Source organism: Candidatus Colwellia aromaticivorans, from assembly GCF_003333305.1.
GTDB classification, from domain to species: domain Bacteria; phylum Pseudomonadota; class Gammaproteobacteria; order Enterobacterales; family Alteromonadaceae; genus Colwellia; species Colwellia aromaticivorans.
This window is the reverse complement of record NZ_QOLD01000014.1, coordinates 70,560-88,897: the sequence shown is the minus strand read 5'-3', so window position 1 is coordinate 88,897 and position 18,338 is coordinate 70,560. Positions and strand designations below refer to the sequence as shown.

Genomic DNA, 18,338 nt, shown 5'->3' with positions numbered 1-18,338 from the left:
ATTAAAAACGATAAATAATTTTTGGCTCAGCTAAAGCAACATCTGAAAACTTAAGCGCTTTAATATATTGATTACTAGCAAGTTCTGCACTCACTTTAGAAGACGCGTGTACTCTTGCTAATATATCCCCCTTATTGACATGAGTGCCAATAGATAAAATACGATCAAAGCCAACACTGTGATCTATTATTTGATCATTGCTCATTCTTCCACCGCCTAAACCAACCACAGATATACCTATATCACGAGTTTGCATAGTACTAATGTAGCCATGGCACGGTGCTAACACGTCAATAATAACTTCAGCCTTATTCATTGATTGCCATGGTTTCTCTAATAAGTCATTTGGCCCTCCGAGTGCGCTAATCATCTTAGCAAATATTTCTGCTGCCTTACCTGATGCTAAAGCCCGATCAATTTGAAAATTAGCACTATCTTCATCTGCTGCTAATTTACTATTGAGCAACATCGCTTTTGCTAAGCTGACAACGACTTCATGTAACCTAGGCTCACAGAACTCTCCGGTCAAGTATTTCACCGTTTCATCTATTTCTAATGCATTACCTGCGGTATTACCCAATACTTGATTCATGTCAGTGATAATGGCTTGAGTATTAACACCTGCGTCATTCGCAACGGTGGTGATACTTTGTGCTAAAGCGCGCGCTTGATTAAGGTCTGTCATCATTGCGCCATTACCTACCTTGATATCCATCACGAGTACATCAAGCCCCGCAGCTAACTTTTTAGATAAAATAGAAGCGGTAATTAACGGTATTGAAGCAACCGTAGCGGTAACATCGCGAATAGCATACAAACGCCTATCAGCTGGCGCTAGCTCAGGAGTTTGTGAAATAATGGCCATACCTAAATTTGCAACTATGCGTTTAAATTGTTCTAACTTAGGTTGTACATTAAAGCCGGCAATACTTTCCAATTTATCCGCAGTACCGCCGGTATGTCCTAAGCCTCGACCTGAAATCATTGGCACGTATCCGCCACATGCAGCCACTATCGCTGCCAGCATAAAACTGACTTTATCACCAACACCACCTGTAGAGTGTTTATCGACTATAGGGCCGTTGAGCAACAGACCTTCAGCATTTTTAACATCTCCCCAAGAAAGCACTTTTCCTGATTTCATCATGGCACTAGTTAAATATACCGTTTCTTGTTTATTTAAGCCTTGCAGAAATATAGCCATCGCCATCGCGCCCACTTGCGCATCATTAAAATTTGTCGACGTTAAACCATCAACAAATAAACCGATCTCGCTCTCGCTAAGTATTTGACCATTACATTTTTTTGCAATAATTTCTTGAGGTAACATCATGATACAAGCACCTTATACGCGTATGGTCTGTTATGTTTTATTGAGTAAACTATCAGGAGTGAAAGCATCAGGCAGTAATTGTTCTACTGTCCATTTTTGCTGTTCGTTAAGATGATTTACCGCCATCACTAACGCATTTTTTGGAAAAAATTCACTGATCACTTGTCGACAGGCGCCACACGGTGGCGTTAACTTTTCTTGTGCGGTGTAAATCACCAAAGCAGTAAACTTAACCTTTTTATTACTTTGGGTCGCAATAACGCCATGTGCAATGCAATTTCTTTCCGCACATACGGTTAGCCCATACGATGCATTCTCAACATTACAACCTTGAACAATTTTTTTGTCCGCTGTTAAGGCGGCAGCACCTACCTTAAAATCACTATAAGGCGCATAGGCTTTACTAAAAGCAATTTCAGCCGCTTTAGATAATTCAAGCCATTGCTCAACAGTAACGTCTACATTATTTGCAAAAGACATTGGTTTCTCTTATTAACTTAGGTATAAAAAACTGACTAACAAGTCAAAACAGTATAACGAAAAAGTTTCTTATGCTAGTAGCATTGAAAAATCAGTTGGTATGAATTCAAAAAAAAACCGCGCGATTAAGCACGGCTTTAATGCAACTTATCGTATAAAGTTTAAAAGTCGTAACTTATACCAACACGCATTTCCCAAAGAGAAGCATCTTTGTAGAAGTTTTGTTCTTCATTACCCGCATTGAAGCTTTCGTAAACGTATTTACCATCATCTTGAATCGACATTTCGACCATGCGATTACCAACAAATTCACCTTGCTTCATTACACCCCAATCATCATTTAACATATTTCCTACGTTTTTAATGATAAAGAATGCATTACCTCGGTGCCCTTCCATTAAACCAGGGATTTCTTGGTTAACCTTGATATCAAAGCTTACATGCCAATCAGCATTTTGTGCGTTTCGACCCGTAGTTTGACCACGTGCAAGCCCCTCTGCAGCAACAAAAGCGTCAAAAGCGTCCTTATCAAAATCGGCTCCATAAACAACATTTGCATCATCAAGTGTAGGTATATAAACTAATTGACGATCACCGTTCCAGTTACTATCACCAAAAGCGCCATCCGAATCATCATAAGTAAATGAATAAGCTTGTCCTTCACTTGCCTGTCCGAATAAACTAAAGCGAGTTTCAAGACCATCAAAAAGTTCAATACCATAACTAAGGTTCATAGTGAAACGGTGCGGAATTTCATAGTTAGAGGTTGTAATAGGTGGGTTAAGTGCATCTGTTGTCGCTAAATTTCCGTAGTTAGAACCCGCAACTGCGCTTGTCATTGGGTTAGCATCTTCAGATTTGGTAAATGAATAACCAAATGAAGCATCTAAACCAAAATCAAAACTTTTGCTTAATGCTAATGAAATAATAGTAGAGCTACCATCACTGCTTGTATTCGTTAAGACATACTCGTTTGATACATTATCAACACCACTTGCATGAGTTACTGACTGATAAGTAGGACGGCCATCAAACGTATTAGGGCCATATTCTAAATTATAGTCAAGAATCGTCGCTGAATCTTGCTTACGGTTATGGAGTATATCTGCCGAAATAATATAATCATTATCAGTGGTATAAGTCGCACCTAGTGTATATTTCCACTCAGAAGGGATTTCAAAGTTTGGATCAGTCGCATTAACAGAGCCGTTTCCACTGAGTTCATCTAAACCTTGGATGTCATCATGCATCACTTGTGGCACACCAAAACCAGGGCCACGCGGGTCAACTGAAGGTGTATTAAATAAATCTATCTTCGTCCCACTATAACTCACACCAGAATTTGTACAGCTATCCCATGGGTTTATATTCATACACTCTTTAAGCCCAATATTCACTAAACCATCATTCGAATAGGAGTTAGATAACCAAACGTTAGGGTTACCACCAGAATATAAACCGAAACCACCGCGTATTTCTAAATTATCTTCAACTGCCCAATTAAAGCCAACACGAGGTTGTATTAAGTCAATACCGTCCATATTTTTATCATTTCTAACACCATAACGTTCTTCAAATTGTGCATTATAGCGCGGGTTATCACTACTGGTGTAACGGTCATAACGTAAACCAAAGGTTAACGTTATATCAACATCTGTTAGCGTATATTCATCTTGAATATAGAAAGTATGCAGACCATAGGTAAATTCTTGGCTAGCGTCACTAGGGTTATTAGTGCCCGCTGAATTATTATAATAAACACGATCAGCTAGAGCATCTTCATAAGCGTCAATAGAACTAAAACGATATTCACCAACGGTATGTTGCATAAACAAGTTAAATGCCGTTAAACTTTCGTATTCATATCCCGCTGTTATTGTATGTTCATCAAGGTAATAACTACCGGACAATTTGAAGTTAGTACTTTCCCAATTCATTTCATTTGATTGGCGTGAATCATCAGGCCCTAAGAAAATAGTAGTACCACCATGTTTAATTTGTACTTCACCAAAACCACTTGCCGCATCCAATGAAACTTGTCTATTTTCTAGCTCTGTATGACCGACTCTAATTTCAGTAGAAAAGTTATCACTCCAATCAGAGTTAACAGAAGCTACAAAAGAATTTAGTTCCGCACCTGACTCATAGAAGTGATTATCTAAAGTCATACCCCATTCATCAGATTGATCTAATTTAAAGCCGTCATTATAGTTGTAAATAAAACTAGCGCGGTGGTCTTCATTAATGTTCCAATCTAATTTGATTAAGATTTTTTCATCATCAACCGGCATACTTGCAGGAGTGCCGCCAGCGGTATAACCGTATTTATCAATTGATATTTGATTTACACGATCTATATCAGCTTGTGTGACTTGATCACCTAGCGGTGAATACTCAAAAAGCTGAGCACCCTCTAATGTCTCATAAGAGGCAAATAAAAATAAGGTATCATTAATTAATGGTAAGCCAAAATTAAAGCCATAACGTTTTTCAGAATATGAACCATTATCTTGATGCTCACCTTCAATACTGTCACCTTTCATCGAGTCATTGCTGTAGTCGTAAAACACGCTACCGTGCACTTCATTAGTGCCTGACTTTGTTACAGCGTTGATGTTACAAGAGGTGAAACCACCATATTTGACATCAAACGGTGCTAATTCTACCGATACTTGATCAATTGAATCATAAGAAAAAGGAATACGTGTAGTCGGATAGCCATTATCATTTAAACCAAAGCTGTCATTCATACGAACGCCATCAACGGTTAAGCTGTTAAATCTTGGGTTCCCACCACCGCACTGAATAGCATCACTGCGACTTTCATCAATATAAATACGTGGATCTATACGTACAATATCTTTGATATCACGATTTATTGATGGCGCATATTTCAGATCATCAGCATTAAAGTGAGCTGCAGGTCCTGTTCCACCTGAATTCATACTAACAGAACGTCCTGTTACAACAATGGTTTCAGTATTTTCTTGAGGACTTAAGGCCATGCTCACAGGGTATGTTTCACCCAAAGTTAAATAAACATCTTTAACCGTAGTATCTTCAAATTTATTAGAGTGTAGAATAATTTTATATGGACCACCAACACGTAAACCTTTAGCGGTAAATAATCCAGAGTTATTAACCGTCGCGGTTTTTGTCGTTCCTGAAGGCAAATGAATAATAGTAACTTTTGTACCAACAGCAGCATTACCTTTTGGCCCAACAACTTGACCTTTTACTGCTGAAGTAGTGATATTGGCCATTACATCAATTGATATAACCGATGTTGATAAACCAAGCGCAACAACTAATGCTCCAGCTATTCGTGATAGAGAGTAGGTAATCATCTTAGTGTTCCTATGTGTTTCTGTGGGTTAATTATTATTTTTATTCATACTGTAATCGTTTTAAAATTTTTCTGTAAAGTGTGACAAAATCGATTTAAGCAAGATTATTTTATACTTTTATTACATAGCACTATAAATTAACTTAATTTGAGCAAAAAAAATAGAATAAAGTTAAAAACACACCAAAAGGTCAGCTTTTGTATTTCTTGATAAATACCGATATGATTAAACTATTAGAGTACGAATATAACCAACGAAGAATAGCTACTGTTATTTATCACAAAATATAAAGCATTTATCATTGGCAATGTAACGCTATTCAACACTAAATAATTAATAATCAACAAGAAAATTTTGTTCATTATTAGCACTACCATCAAAATTTAATGAAAAAACACCATGAAAAAAAACCAAAAAAAATTAGAGCGATTAGTATTAACAAAATTTTATCTTCTGCCCAAGATGAATTCATCTTGCAAGGCTATAAAGGCGCTACTGTGCAAGCAATTGCTGACAATGCCGGTATGCCAAAAGCTAATGTGCTGTATTATTTTAAAAATAAAGAGAATATTTATCATGCCGTGCTAGAACAAACGTTGAACATGTGGGATGAAGGAATTGGTGATATTTTGCCTGAAGACGGCCCTAAACTTGCCATCGAAAAATTCGTTAAAGCTAAAATAACCATGTCATTTACTTACCCCAAAACATCTAAAATTTACGCCTTGGAAATAATTCAAGGGGCGCAACACTTGCAAGGTTTAACGCGCACCTATCTTAATACATGGGTTCAAGAGAAAGCCAAAATATTCCAGTGTTGGATTGATAATAGTCAAATGCAACCAGTTGATCCCGTAAACTTAATTTTTCTTATTTGGTCATCAACACAACATTATGCTGATTTTGACAATCAAATTTTAACTATTATGAATCGCGATGATTACAAAGAAGATGATATTACCCATGTGACTAATTTTCTCACTGATTTTATTCTTCGCGGTTGTGGCTTAAAACAATGAAACTATTTATTCTTCACGGCAGTGTTAAGTTACTCGTACTTATCTTTTGTAGCTTAGTAATTTCGAGTAAAGGTATGACAATAGAAACACCAACTAACCTGAGAGTAGCCACGTTTAATGTCAGTATGGAAGCACTAAACTATGCTGAAAAAACAAAGCAGGGGGCGACAAAGATTAAGCGTAATGAACTAACGCATGCCTTACAAAATGATAATCAGCAAATTAAAAACATTGCAGAAATCATTCAACGAGTTAACCCTGATATTATATTATTAAATGAATTTGATCGTGTTGATGATAGTGCTACCAATATTCGTTATTTCATTAATAAATATTTAGGCAAGTCGCAACGTAATCAACAAACGATAAACTATCCTTATTTTTATCAAGGCGCTGTTAATACTGGCGTAAAAGTAAACAGTGATTTGAATCATGATGGTAGAAGTAATCAGCTACCTACTGATGCCCATGGTTTTGGTCATTTTATTGGTCATTTTGGTATGGTGTTATTATCTAAATATCCGATTGATGAAAAAGCTATCAGAACGTTTCAAAAATTTAAATGGCATAATATGCCTAACGCATTAAAACCTATAAACCCTGAAACAAATCAGCCTTGGTATACAGAAGAAACTTGGAAAGCACTAAGGTTATCATCTAAATCTCATTGGGATATCCCAATCAGTATCAATGATGAAACAATCCATATCCTTGCTAGTCACCCTACTCCACCCGTTTTTGATGGCCCAGAAAATCGTAATGGAAATCGCAATCATGACGAAATTCGCTTCTGGTTTGACTATATTAATACTAAACAAGGTGATTATATTTATGATGATAATCACCACAAAGGTGCTTTAAAAGCTAATGAACGTTTTATTATTATTGGCGATCAAAATGCTTCTCGTGTTGAAGGAGATGCTGTTATAACGAAAACAAGCCAAGGTATCATTGCGCTACTAAGCAGCGATAAAATTCAAGATTCTCTACCGACAAGCCTTGGTGGCAAATATCATTCAAGTGATAATATTAACGGTATACATCATACGGCCGACTGGAGGATGAGAGCTGATTATGTATTACCTTCAACATTTGGTTTCATTATCAAACAATCTGGTGTATTTTGGCCGCAACAAGATGAAGATACTTACCGTTTAATTAAAAATAGGCAAGCCTCATCCGATCATCGTTTGGTATGGGTTGATGTAGAATTAATACCAAATAAAGTAATGAATTAGTCAATTTGTTACTATATTTGGTATAACTAAATAACAGGAAAAAAATGAGACATTTTCTACCACTTTTATTACTCTTTTTAAGTACAGCATCTTGTGTTAGCACAGCAACACCTAAAAAAGAAACTACACCTAAAAATATTATCATGGTTATCGGTGATGGTATGGGGCCAGCTTACACAACGGCATATCGCTACTTTAGTGATAACCCAAACACAAATGATATTGAAAAAACCGTTTTTGACCGTCATTTCGTCGGTTCGAGTAGTACATACCCTGCGCGAGTATCTGGATATATCACCGATTCTGCTGCCAGTGCTACTGCATTAGCAACAGGTGTAAAAACTTACAACAACGCTGTTGGTGTCGATGTTAATAAAAAAGAACTTCAAACCGTATTAGAATGGGCAAAATTACAAGGAAAAAAAACAGGTGTAGTAGTCACTTCTCAAATTAATCATGCTACTCCTGCCTCTTACTTAGCTCATAATGAACATCGTTATAATTATAATAAAATTGCCGATAGCTATATTGATGATGGCATAAAAGCTGATTTATATTTAGGTGGTGGTTGGAAGTATTTCATTCGCGATGATCGTAATCTCGTTAATGAATTTAAACAAGCTGGCTTCCACTATATTGACAGTTATGATGGATTAAATTACTTACCTTCCCAAAAGCCGGTTTTAGGTTTATTTGCTAAAGTAGGTCTTCCGTGGGCATTGGATGATGTCAACAATCATAAATTAATGACCATGACTAAAGCGGCTGTAACGAAATTAGAAAACACGCAAGGCTTTTTCTTATTAGTCGAAGGAAGCAAAATTGATTGGGCTGGCCATAGTAATGATATTGCTGCTGCAATGGGGGAAATGGATGATTTAGCAAAAACGGTTGAGTATTTAGAAACATACGTTTCCACACACCCCGATACTCTAGTGGTAATGACCGCAGACCATAGTACCGGAGGTCTCGCTTTAGGAAAAATAACTGGGTACTCAGGTAAGGAAGTTAAAAGTAAATATTTATGGCATCCACAGGTCATTAGAAAAATGAACATGTCTCCAGAAGCTATATCTAAAAAAATTGCGGTAGAAGTATTAAGTATTGATGAAATTAGTACGTTACTGACCTTCGACATAACACCAGAAGAATACACTTTACTAGCAAATGCTAAACTTGAAGGTAAAACTGCGGCAACTAGCTATAACCAAATTCAACCTAGTGCACATAAATTGAAATATCCAACTAAGATCAATTCGATGTTATTAAAATCTATAAAAAAGATTATAGATAAAAGAACAAATACAGGATGGGGCTCTATTAGTGCCTCAGCTTCACACAACCCTGTTGATGTTCAGGTATTTTCCTTCGGAGCCAAAAGCGAAATATTTCGTGGCTTTCAAGATAATACAGATATTGCAAAAAAAATATTTACCTTATTAGGAAAATAGCCTACTACAGTGAAGTAATTTTTATTATATGATTTTGTAAATTAAATAATAAAAAAAGCTGAATAAATATTTTTATTCAGCTTTTTTTATCAATCATTAGTGTTAAATGAGAGCAGCACGATAGCTGTCAATAATGAACTAATATAAAGTTAGCTGTCAGCAAGTACCTGATTAAACAACTCAAAACCCTGCTCAAGATCTTCAATTAAATCATCAACATCTTCTAAACCAATATGCAAACGAATTAATGGGAATTCAGCGGTCCACTTAGTAGCACTACGAATAGAATCCACACTAGTAATGCCTAAAACTAAAGACTCAAAACCTCCCCATGAGTACCCCATTTTAAAATGAGTTAAACCATCAAGAAATGCAGTTAATGCCTCTCTATTGCCACAATTTAAGGTAAAAGAAAACAAACCATTAGAGCCAGTAAAGTCACGCTTGAAAAACTCATGTCCCGGACAAGAGTCAAATGCAGGATGTAAAATAGTATCAACCTCAGGTCTACCTTTTAACCAATTAGCTACCTTTAAAGCGCTTTGTTGATGCTGTTTTAAACGTACGCCAATAGTACGAATACCACGTAAAGCAAGATAAAGATCATCAGGTGAAGTACATTGCCCCATTAAGTAGCTATTGTCGCGCAATTGTGGCCAATACTTTTCTGTAGCCGTTGCAGTGCCTAACATAACGTCTGAGTGACCTACAATATACTTGGTCGCCGCTTGTACGCTAATATCAACACCGTAATCAAAGGGTTTAAAATTAATACCGGCGCCCCACGTATTATCAAGCATAACAATACAATCATGCTTATGAGCTATAGCACTAATTGTTGGTACATCTTGAACTTCCATGGTAATTGAGCCAGGCGATTCTAAAAAGACAATAACGGTATTCGGTTGAATCAATGCTTCAATGCCTGCACCAATCAATGGGTCATAATAAGTTGTTTCTACGCCCATTTTAGCCAGAATTTTATCGCAGTAATCGCGCGTTGGCTCATAGGCACTATCAACCATTAAGATGTGATCGCCACTTTTCACAAAAGAAATTATCGCATTAGTAATCGCTGCAGTGCCAGAAGGATAAAGAGCACAGCCCGCGCCACCTTCAAGCTCTGTCATGGCATCACTAAAGGCAAATGCTGTCGTTGTACCACGTCTGCCATATACCATCGTTTGGTTATTACGGTTTTTTAAGGCATTATTCATTTCTGCAACAGTATTAAATACCACGGTAGAAGCACGAGTAACGCTTGGGTTTACTACACCGTTAGTCCACTTAGTTTTACGGCCTGCGGTAACAATTTTCGTATCTTGTTTCATCTTTTTTAAAAGCCTTTTTATACTTATTATATTAACAAAGAAATTGGCTATCTAGCCATCTAAAACATAACTATCTTTATACATTGAAACGGACTTTCTTTCACCTGTTATCTTATTAAAATAAAAAATAACTTATGACAGAACAAAGAAAATAGCACATTACACTTACCTATGCTGTGTTAGCGCCTATTTGTATATTTTTAGATAGGACAAATTTTGTGGGATCAGTAATAGCTCATCAAACTAACGATAAACTAACTGTAATACCAATTGAAATAACGAATCGACCAACTTAGAGTTACGTAGCGAGCTTAGAACAAACAAAATGAGTTAAACATAGTTATTTCTATATTTCATTCATTTTGTGATGTTATCAGTTTGCTGCGAGACTCCCGAAGGGCGAGTTTCAAAGGCTTACATGCTGCGTTATTGATTTTGACAATGGCGCTACATGGATGTAGCTTACTAGAGAATGCAGGAGCACATTCTCCTGAATAACCATTATATTCAATCAATGCCTTGCCTCTAAGCCTTTTAATTCTCGCTAAGTGGTGCATTCACTAATTCAATTGGTATAACCTAGTTATAAATTAACCCAAGTAATAAAACCTATCCAACTTATGACTAATAATATCCAAGGTAATAGTTTACTTTCTAATTTAGTAACAGTGATAACTTCAGGTTTATCAACGGTATATTTTAATTTAGCTTTACGCGCTTTATCTCGTTCACGTGATTTCTTGTTCTGTTGTTTTTTATACTCCGCAATACCCTTTTCTATCCCCTGAGCGATAAGTTTAGTCTGTTCTTTGGTTTGATGTGGGCGTTGAGTGCTCTTTGCCACCTTCATTGCTTTTTCTTGAGTTTCTTCCGATATTTTATTCATATAATTACTTGACTATGTACTTTACTCAGGAGTTCATTAATAACGTCATCTTCGAAGTATCTTGTCGAAGATCCATTGTCTTTTTGCTTGGATTCTTTTCCAATAGTAAGCTTTTCCTAATTGTTCTGCATAGGCATGTATAATTATAATTTCAACTCTATGGATCTAGGACAGTGTTCAATCAAAGATAAACTTAGTTTTTTGGTATACTTAACTCTAATGTACTTACAACTAAATACTAGCTGAATAAACTAATCAGCCACGTAGCTTTGTTCTGGTCAAGCTACATGATACACCAATATCATCATCTTTTAATTATTCAGTCTAAATAGAGAATATTAGAATGGTTTTACGCTCTCATGAGATGAGTATTGTTAAAATAAGTTGATTTGCTTACTTACAATTATTTCAAATGATTTGCCAATAAAAGGTAATACATCATCAGCTATGGGTTTAATTTGCTTATCAATATAATGTTCATAATCAAGATTACCTTTTGATAATTCTACCGGCATAACACTATTTAGCGTCATAACGTACTCAATCTTACTGCCTTTTCTATACTTAGGTTTACGTCCTAAATCCATTAACGCTTTATTGGCAATTAAACACGCTTTTATGTGAGGTGGTGTATTGACGTAATCCTCAAGCTTTCTTCTAATTTTCTTCATGTAAATAAGCTGACCATCGTGCACTCCTGCCTTTATTTCATTAACTGTCGTGCAAATATACTCATCAACAGGTAAGTCATTAAATATAAGCCTGAATAGTTCCTGCTGAAACACTTTACTTATCTGTGTCCAATCACTCCTGACTGTCTCTAGCCCTTTAAATATCAGTTTTCCTTCACTTAAACCAACATACCTTTTCTTTGTGCCAACTTTCTGTCCCTTGACAGCATCTTGTCCACGAATTGTTGGCATTAAAAACTTGGTAAAATGCGTTTCAAATTCAATTTCTAAATAACAGTCTAAGGCTAGTTTTTCATTTAAATACTGCCGCCATTTTTTATTAATAAAGTGCTGTAACTCATTGCCCAATACTTTACTTTGTGCCAACGACTGCTCAGAGCCAACATGCACAAAAATAGAATCAGTATCGCCATAAATAACACGATAGCCTTTGGTTTCAATCCATGACTTAGTCGTTTTTAAAATTTCATGGCTACGCTTAGTAATAGAGCCTGATAATCGCGGATCGAAAAACCGACAACCGGTAGAGCCTAATACGCCATAAAAACTATTCATAATAATTTTAATCGCTTGCGATAAGGCTGCATTTTTTTGTAATTTGGCTTTGTCACGTTCTAACCAAAGAGAGGTGATAATGTCAGGCAAAAAGTGCTTCTCTCTTGAAAAACAAGCGCCATCAAAACCCGATATGTATTTGTCACTTATTTGTGCCGTTTCCACTGTTTTTTCATTCATCCCTTCAATAAGTCCCATAGGGTCTATTTTGAAACTGCGAATAATACTGGGATAAAGTGACTTAAAATCTAGTACTAAAATATTCTCATACAGACCCGGAATTGAGTCCATAACATAACCACCAGGGGAGATAAGATCTGATTCACCATCGCCCATATTAGGGGCAACATAACCACTTCGATGTAACTTAGGCAAATATAAATTAGTAAAAGCGGCCACAGAGCCACCTATTCTATCAATAGCGAGCCCGGTTAATTGTGCCCTAAGTTGAGCAAATTCTAATAGTTGAGTTTTCTCAAATATTAACCAAACCAAACGACAATCTTCTAAGTTATAAACCGCTAATGCAGCTTTGTCATGGTTAAAGTTATGATTAATTTCAGCAATTCTACTTTCCGGTGTGCTATTAGCGGTACTCTTTATTTTTTTACCAATACCTAGCAACGTATTAGCAACATTATCTAGTGAAAAACTGGGAAAGCTATAAGTTGCTGTTTTCAGTAAATCAATGCCGTCTAGTACCACACGTCCCGCTATTTCAATAAACATTTGATCTGTATTATTGTTGTTTTTTCGCCAACGAGGAGCACTACCATCTCGGCCAATTGCAAATTTTATTCCGTGCAAATCCATGCGTTTTTGTAATAAACGAAAGTCAAAATTGATGACATTCCAACCAATAAAAATATCCGCATCAATAAGAGATACTTGCTTAATTAACTCGATTAATAGTTGTTTTTCATCTTCAAGCCAAACAATATATGAGTCAGCACCCGCTTGTGGCTCACCTATCATTAATACCCGTTTAAGTTCACCTTCATCAATGTTTGACCTTTTATTATTGGCACTCTTATTTTTTGAATAAAGTCCAATGGAATAAAGCTCACCAGCCATTGAACATTCAATATCAAGCGATAACATAGACAACACAATCACTGATTTTTCAGCCGAGACTTTGCACTTGGCCTGATTAACCCGATCAAAACTAACACAATCAAAATTAGCTATAGTCTGGCTATCACCAATAAAATCAATATCTGAAGTAATAAACCGCTCCATCAAATACCGGTCATCAGGGCGGATATCATCCTCATAACATTTTATTTGTGCTGACTTTAAACAGTCACGGGCACGATAAAATTGTCCTAAGGTATTAAAATAGAAACCGTGCACAGATTGTTGACCAAACGTTTTTAAGGCTAATAGTTGCTGTTTAACAAGGAAAATTCCCTGTTGTTGTAATAACTGTTCAGCTTGGGCGACTTGCTGCTCTTCAACAAAAAATACCGTTAACTCATTATCAATAATAAGTTTTTTAGCGCCAAAGGCTGTTTTTAGCCATAATGTTATTTGTAAACTATTACCTCGGTCTTTTGCTTGACGCGTTAATAGAAAACCATTTTCAATTTGCTGTTGCATTGTTGGCATCTGTTTTTTTGTGTTGTCAGTTAAATTTATCGACTAGCTTGTTTATAAAAAAACAAAACCTGTTAATATATACAGCAGTGTACTTTATTATTTAAACTTTGGAAACTGCCGTTAAATGTTAACTGACAAGTTAAAACAAGTGATCCGTCAAGCGTATAAAACTATCGGAGAAAACTTAAGCAATTTCAACCCGCGCAAACAGCAAACCTTTTTAATTGCCGAAATAGCAAAAACATTGGCGGGTGAATACAATAAAGATAGAAAAATAATTACCATTGAAGCCGGCACTGGTACGGGTAAGTCATTAGCGTATAGCTTAGGGGCTATACCACTAGCGTTAACACGTGACAAAAAAGTATGTATTTCTACTGCTACCGTGGCATTACAAGAACAATTAGTAGACAAAGACTTACCTTTTTTAAAGAAACATTCAGGTCTTAAATTCGAGTTTACCTTAGCTAAAGGTCGACAACGTTATGTTTGTCGACAAAAGCTCACCCAAGCAGTTTCACATAACTCAGATTCTCCACAAGTAGGCTTCACCTTTGCTGAAAAACCAAAAGCCAGTGATATACGCACGTTAAATGCCATGCACAAAGCATTAACTGATGGGAGTTGGTTAGGCGATATTGATTCATGGAAAACCCAACTCCCTCACCATATATGGTCACAAGTACAAAGTGATAAGCACAGCTGCTTAAAAGGGTTGAGTGAGCATAGCCATTGTCCGTTTCATAAAGCGCGCGAAACCATGGATCAAGCCCATGTTTTAGTGGTGAACCATAGTTTATTATTGGCTGATCTCGAACTAGGAGGCGGTAGAATATTGTCTGCGCCTGATGAAACGTATTACATTATTGACGAAGCTCATCACCTTCCCAAAGTAACACGCGATCATTCCAGTGCTAGCATCACCTTGCGTGGCGCAATAGATTGGCTCACTAAGCTCAGAGAAACTGGCGATAAAATGGCAAAGCTGATTAAATCGCAACGAGCAATTTCACCTGCTTTAAAACTAAGTGATGATTGCCAAGATTTATTGCTAGAAATGCAAAAAGTACTTACCTTTATTGATAATAATGCTAGCGTTTATTTTGCTGAAAACCAAGACAGCAACACCTTTAAAGGTAACAATAAGAATGACGAACAAGTGTATCGTTTTGATAATGGTATTATCCCAAAAACATTAAAAAATTGGGCAGAAGATATTCATGAACTCAGTAAAAAATCACTAAGCCATTTAAATAAACTATACAGCGCCTTAATGGAAGCGGTTAAAGATGGTGATACACAAATGTACTTAGCCGAGCCGGTACTAGGTGAAGCAGGTTTTATGCTACAACGATTAGAAAATTTAACCGCACTTTGGAAAATGTACGCCAAAACTGACAGTGAAAAAGCCGCACCTATGGCGCGTTGGCTACAAAAACAAAACCCAAATAAAGGTAATGCCCGCCAAGATTATTTAGTTTGTGCTTCTCCCATTGAAGTGGGTTTTACATTAGAAGATAAACTATGGAGCCAATGTGAAGGAGCCGTGTTATGTTCAGCCACCTTATTAGCACTCAACTCTTTTGATCACTTTCGTTTTCAAGCGGGTTTAAAAAATGACGATGGTAGCCAATATCAACAAGTCGGCTCACCTTTTGACTATCAAAATAATTCACAGCTAGTTGTTGCCAAGATGACCAATGAGCCAAGTGCAGCAGAATTTACTGACGAGCTCATTAAAAAATTACCCAAATACCTAGCGCAAGGCAATGCGAGTCTGGTGTTGTTTTCATCTTACTGGCAAATGGAAAAAGTAGCGCAAGCATTACGTGAACAACATAAACTCGATATTGTGGTACAAGGTGAGCATTCTCGCCAACATATTATTGAAAGCCACAAAAAACGTTGTGATGAGAATAAAGTCAGTATTATTTTTGGTACACAAAGTTTTTCAGAGGGATTAGATTTACCGGGGAATTATTTAACTAATTTAATTATCACCAAACTCCCCTTCTCAGTGCCAACTTCGCCAGTAGAACAAGCACAAGCAGAATACGTTAGCGCAAAAGGGGGTAACCCATTTATGAGCTTGTCTGTACCTGACACCTCAAAAAAACTAGTACAAGCCTGTGGTAGGCTACTGCGTAATGAGTTAGATGAAGGCGTGATCACGTTAATGGACAAACGGGTAGTGACAAAGCGTTACGGCAAGCAACTACTGGATTCTCTGCCTCCTTTTGAACGAGTCATTGAAAGATAAATTACAGAAAGAAAAATTGTCGATTCTGATAAATTAGTTTGTATTAGGTTATTCTTAACTTATGTTTAACAAAGCAGACAACTTAGTGCACAATGCGGATATTAATTATAAAAGCATATACTTGTTACACTACCTTTTATTGACAATATTTATAAGACTAAACTAGATAGTAAAATGCAAAGACAAAAACCAATAGGAATATTTGATTCTGGCGTCGGAGGGCTTTCAATTGTTAGCGCTATCAAACGTATGATCCCAGATGAAAATTTAATTTACTTCGCGGATACCGAGTTTTCTCCGTATGGAAATAAGTCAAAAGAAATAATTAACCAACGTTCAGAAGATATTATTAATTTTCTCATTAACCAAGGTTGCAAAATGGTTGTGATGGCGTGCAACACTGCTACTGTCAATTCAATTAGTAGACTACGTTCAAAGTTTTCCATCCCTATTGTTGGCGTTGAACCTGCCATAAAACCTGCGGCATTAAATAGTAAAACTGGAACTATCGGTATTCTAGCAACTCAACAAACACTAGAAAGTGAATCTTTTCATTTGCTCAAATCTAAATACTCCCAACAGGTAAACATAGAAACCAAAACTTGTCCCAAGTTCGTTTCTTTAGTTGAAAACCTTAATCACAATAATGAGCAGGCAGTAAAAATAACAGAACAATATATTCACCCCCTTCTATCAAAAGGTTGTGACCAAATAGTGCTTGGTTGTACTCACTTTTCATTTCTCAACGTTGTTATTAAAAGTGTTGTTGGAGATAAAGCTAATATTATTGATACAGCGATTCCTGTTGCAATGGAGGTTAAAAGAAGATTACAGAGCCATAACATGGATAAAAGTGAAAGTGTTATCGGCACTGTTGAATTTTGGACAAGTGGAGATTCAACCAAAGTCATCAAGTCTATAAGTAAGTTATGGGAACAAGACATAAAAGTATTTGAAGCCAAAAATTTAACTCCTGTATCAACTAATTAGAAACACATTGATTGCCCCTGTAACACATTTTATAGGTTATAAAAATTTCAAGACTATAAAAAATATCATATATAGCCACCTATCCTACTACATTTAAAAAGTCGCTAAATGATAGGCAGACTATGAATTAAAGCCTCTTTTTTCGCTATAAAATTATAATAATCACCTCCATATATATCGTAAATACAACATCAAACCCTTCGACTGCTTCACGCTCAGGATAAACGGAAACATTATGTTTTCTCTCAGTTCTCCCCCGTTTGTCCTGAGCTTGTCGAAGGATTAGTTATTATTCGCCATTTGGTTTTCTATTGTTTGTGGGTTTTCTGTTGGCGATGGAGTATGTAATTTCAGCACGACACGGCGATCATAAAAGCTAACTTCACGCTCACTATTGGCTACCACTGGTGACTCTTCACCAAAAGCAAAGATCGCTATTTGTTGTTCGTCCACGCCTTGCGCCATTAACAAGGTTCTCACCGACTCAACTCTGGCTTGTGATAAGGTTTGATTAAGTGATTGTTCACCGGTTAAATCAGTATAACCAGACAAATCAATTTTCATCGCGGGTGAGCCATTTAATATTTGTGCTAACGCTGCCACTTGCTCTTGATAATGCGGCGCTATATCACTTGAGCCTGTAGAAAACTGTAAGCTCATTAACAGGTTGTCTGCTTGCAGTTGTCCAGTTTTATTTTGTTGGTGCTCTAACGCGACTAATTGTTGCTGATATGAGGTTTCTAAGCGCTGTAACTTAGCTTGATATTGACTTTGTACTTGCTCATTAGATAATTGCTTTTGTTGCTCTTTCACCAAGGCACTAGTTAATTCATCATTCTGGTCGTTAACATTAATAAATTTAGCAATAAACACCCCTCCTAGTCCGGCCACAAAAGCGCCTACAGGTCCAGCCACAATAGCACCAATAACAGCTCCGGTACCAAAACCAATATTCTCATTCTGAGTTTCTTGTTGATGTTTATTTACTAGTGTTGAGGTGTTTTCTGTCGCATTGACTGAAGTAGTCACTAAAGCTGCCATAACAAACGAGGTTATGAGTAATTTTTTTCCAGTAATTTTTACTAATTGACTTTGAGGTAATTGAATCGTTTTTTTCATAATGTTTCCTTTTTATACAGTATTTGCTGTTAAGTAGT

Annotated in this window: 12 protein-coding genes; 5 read left to right on the top strand and 7 right to left on the bottom strand. The window is 36.5% G+C overall.

The genetic code is table 11. The annotated features are described in order from the left end of the window. Position 1: 1 nt before the first annotated feature. The 3 genes from deoA to DWA31_RS02445 form a co-directional block, all read right to left on the bottom strand. On the bottom strand, positions 2 to 1,333 hold the full coding sequence (deoA, locus tag DWA31_RS02455) for a thymidine phosphorylase (protein ID WP_114325084.1): 1,332 nt from the start codon (positions 1,331 to 1,333) through the stop codon (positions 2 to 4). Positions 1,334 to 1,363: 30 nt separating this feature from the next. Continuing rightward, positions 1,364 to 1,813 (bottom strand): cytidine deaminase, encoded by a 450-nt coding sequence (locus tag DWA31_RS02450; protein ID WP_114325083.1) that lies wholly within the window; start codon positions 1,811 to 1,813, stop codon positions 1,364 to 1,366. Positions 1,814 to 1,974: 161 nt separating this feature from the next. Continuing rightward, on the bottom strand, positions 1,975 to 5,160 hold the full coding sequence (locus tag DWA31_RS02445) for a TonB-dependent receptor (RefSeq protein ID WP_114325082.1): 3,186 nt from the start codon (positions 5,158 to 5,160) through the stop codon (positions 1,975 to 1,977). A gap of 386 nt (positions 5,161 to 5,546) precedes the next feature. Here DWA31_RS02445 and DWA31_RS02440 point away from each other — a divergent pair, with 386 nt between their 5' ends. From DWA31_RS02440 to DWA31_RS02430, 3 genes are read left to right on the top strand one after another with little or no spacing between them, the layout of a single operon-like run. Beyond that, on the top strand, positions 5,547 to 6,179 hold the full coding sequence (locus DWA31_RS02440) for a TetR/AcrR family transcriptional regulator (RefSeq protein WP_114325081.1): 633 nt from the start codon (positions 5,547 to 5,549) through the stop codon (positions 6,177 to 6,179). Continuing rightward, a complete protein-coding gene (locus DWA31_RS02435) occupies positions 6,176 to 7,417 on the top strand; it encodes an endonuclease/exonuclease/phosphatase family protein (RefSeq protein WP_114325080.1) in 1,242 nt (413 codons plus the stop codon). The genes DWA31_RS02440 and DWA31_RS02435 overlap by 4 nt, the downstream gene beginning before the upstream one ends. A 44-nt stretch (positions 7,418 to 7,461) precedes the next feature. Further along, positions 7,462 to 8,868 (top strand): alkaline phosphatase, encoded by a 1,407-nt coding sequence (locus tag DWA31_RS02430; RefSeq protein WP_114325079.1) that lies wholly within the window; start codon positions 7,462 to 7,464, stop codon positions 8,866 to 8,868. A 149-nt stretch (positions 8,869 to 9,017) separates the two neighbouring features. Here the strand turns inward: DWA31_RS02430 and DWA31_RS02425 are convergent, their stop codons facing one another. The 3 genes from DWA31_RS02425 to DWA31_RS02410 all read right to left on the bottom strand — a co-directional run bounded on the left by DWA31_RS02425 (position 9,018) and on the right by DWA31_RS02410 (position 13,931). Continuing rightward, the gene (locus DWA31_RS02425) at positions 9,018 to 10,199 is read right to left on the bottom strand and encodes a cystathionine beta-lyase (RefSeq protein ID WP_114325078.1); all 1,182 of its coding nucleotides are present in this window, start codon (positions 10,197 to 10,199) and stop codon (positions 9,018 to 9,020) included. 583 nt (positions 10,200 to 10,782) lie between these two features. Then, positions 10,783 to 11,085, bottom strand: a complete 303-nt coding sequence (locus DWA31_RS02415; RefSeq protein WP_114325076.1) for a DUF2956 domain-containing protein — start codon at positions 11,083 to 11,085, stop codon at positions 10,783 to 10,785. Positions 11,086 to 11,459: 374 nt separating this feature from the next. Continuing rightward, the gene (locus tag DWA31_RS02410; RefSeq protein ID WP_114325075.1) at positions 11,460 to 13,931 is read right to left on the bottom strand and encodes a DNA polymerase II; all 2,472 of its coding nucleotides are present in this window, start codon (positions 13,929 to 13,931) and stop codon (positions 11,460 to 11,462) included. A 124-nt stretch (positions 13,932 to 14,055) separates the two neighbouring features. Between DWA31_RS02410 and dinG the strand changes: the two genes are divergently transcribed. Both dinG and murI read left to right on the top strand, forming a co-directional pair. Then, on the top strand, positions 14,056 to 16,191 hold the full coding sequence (gene dinG / locus DWA31_RS02405) for an ATP-dependent DNA helicase DinG (RefSeq protein WP_114325074.1): 2,136 nt from the start codon (positions 14,056 to 14,058) through the stop codon (positions 16,189 to 16,191). A gap of 174 nt (positions 16,192 to 16,365) precedes the next feature. Beyond that, entirely contained in the window at positions 16,366 to 17,181 is an 816-nt protein-coding gene (gene murI / locus DWA31_RS02400) for a glutamate racemase (protein WP_114325073.1), read from the top strand. A gap of 282 nt (positions 17,182 to 17,463) precedes the next feature. Here murI and pdsO read toward each other — a convergent pair whose 3' ends face one another. Further along, entirely contained in the window at positions 17,464 to 18,300 is an 837-nt protein-coding gene (pdsO, locus tag DWA31_RS02395; protein ID WP_114325072.1) for a sortase-associated OmpA-like protein PdsO, read from the bottom strand. Between the last annotated feature and the right edge of the window lie 38 nt (positions 18,301 to 18,338).

Bases quoted from the DNA above. Each gene is read 5' to 3' on its own strand.
- deoA (WP_114325084.1), bottom strand. From the start codon at position 1,333: ATGATGTTACCTCAAGAAATTATTGCAAAAAAATGTAATGGTCAAATA.
- DWA31_RS02450 (WP_114325083.1), bottom strand. From the start codon at position 1,813: ATGTCTTTTGCAAATAATGTAGACGTTACTGTTGAGCAATGGCTTGAA.
- DWA31_RS02445 (WP_114325082.1), bottom strand. From the start codon at position 5,160: ATGATTACCTACTCTCTATCACGAATAGCTGGAGCATTAGTTGTTGCG.
- DWA31_RS02440 (WP_114325081.1), top strand. From the start codon at position 5,547: ATGAAAAAACACCATGAAAAAAAACCAAAAAAAATTAGAGCGATTAGT.
- DWA31_RS02435 (WP_114325080.1), top strand. From the start codon at position 6,176: ATGAAACTATTTATTCTTCACGGCAGTGTTAAGTTACTCGTACTTATC.
- DWA31_RS02430 (WP_114325079.1), top strand. From the start codon at position 7,462: ATGAGACATTTTCTACCACTTTTATTACTCTTTTTAAGTACAGCATCT.
- DWA31_RS02425 (WP_114325078.1), bottom strand. From the start codon at position 10,199: ATGAAACAAGATACGAAAATTGTTACCGCAGGCCGTAAAACTAAGTGG.
- DWA31_RS02415 (WP_114325076.1), bottom strand. From the start codon at position 11,085: ATGAATAAAATATCGGAAGAAACTCAAGAAAAAGCAATGAAGGTGGCA.
- DWA31_RS02410 (WP_114325075.1), bottom strand. From the start codon at position 13,931: ATGCAACAGCAAATTGAAAATGGTTTTCTATTAACGCGTCAAGCAAAA.
- dinG (WP_114325074.1), top strand. From the start codon at position 14,056: ATGTTAACTGACAAGTTAAAACAAGTGATCCGTCAAGCGTATAAAACT.
- murI (WP_114325073.1), top strand. From the start codon at position 16,366: ATGCAAAGACAAAAACCAATAGGAATATTTGATTCTGGCGTCGGAGGG.
- pdsO (WP_114325072.1), bottom strand. From the start codon at position 18,300: ATGAAAAAAACGATTCAATTACCTCAAAGTCAATTAGTAAAAATTACT.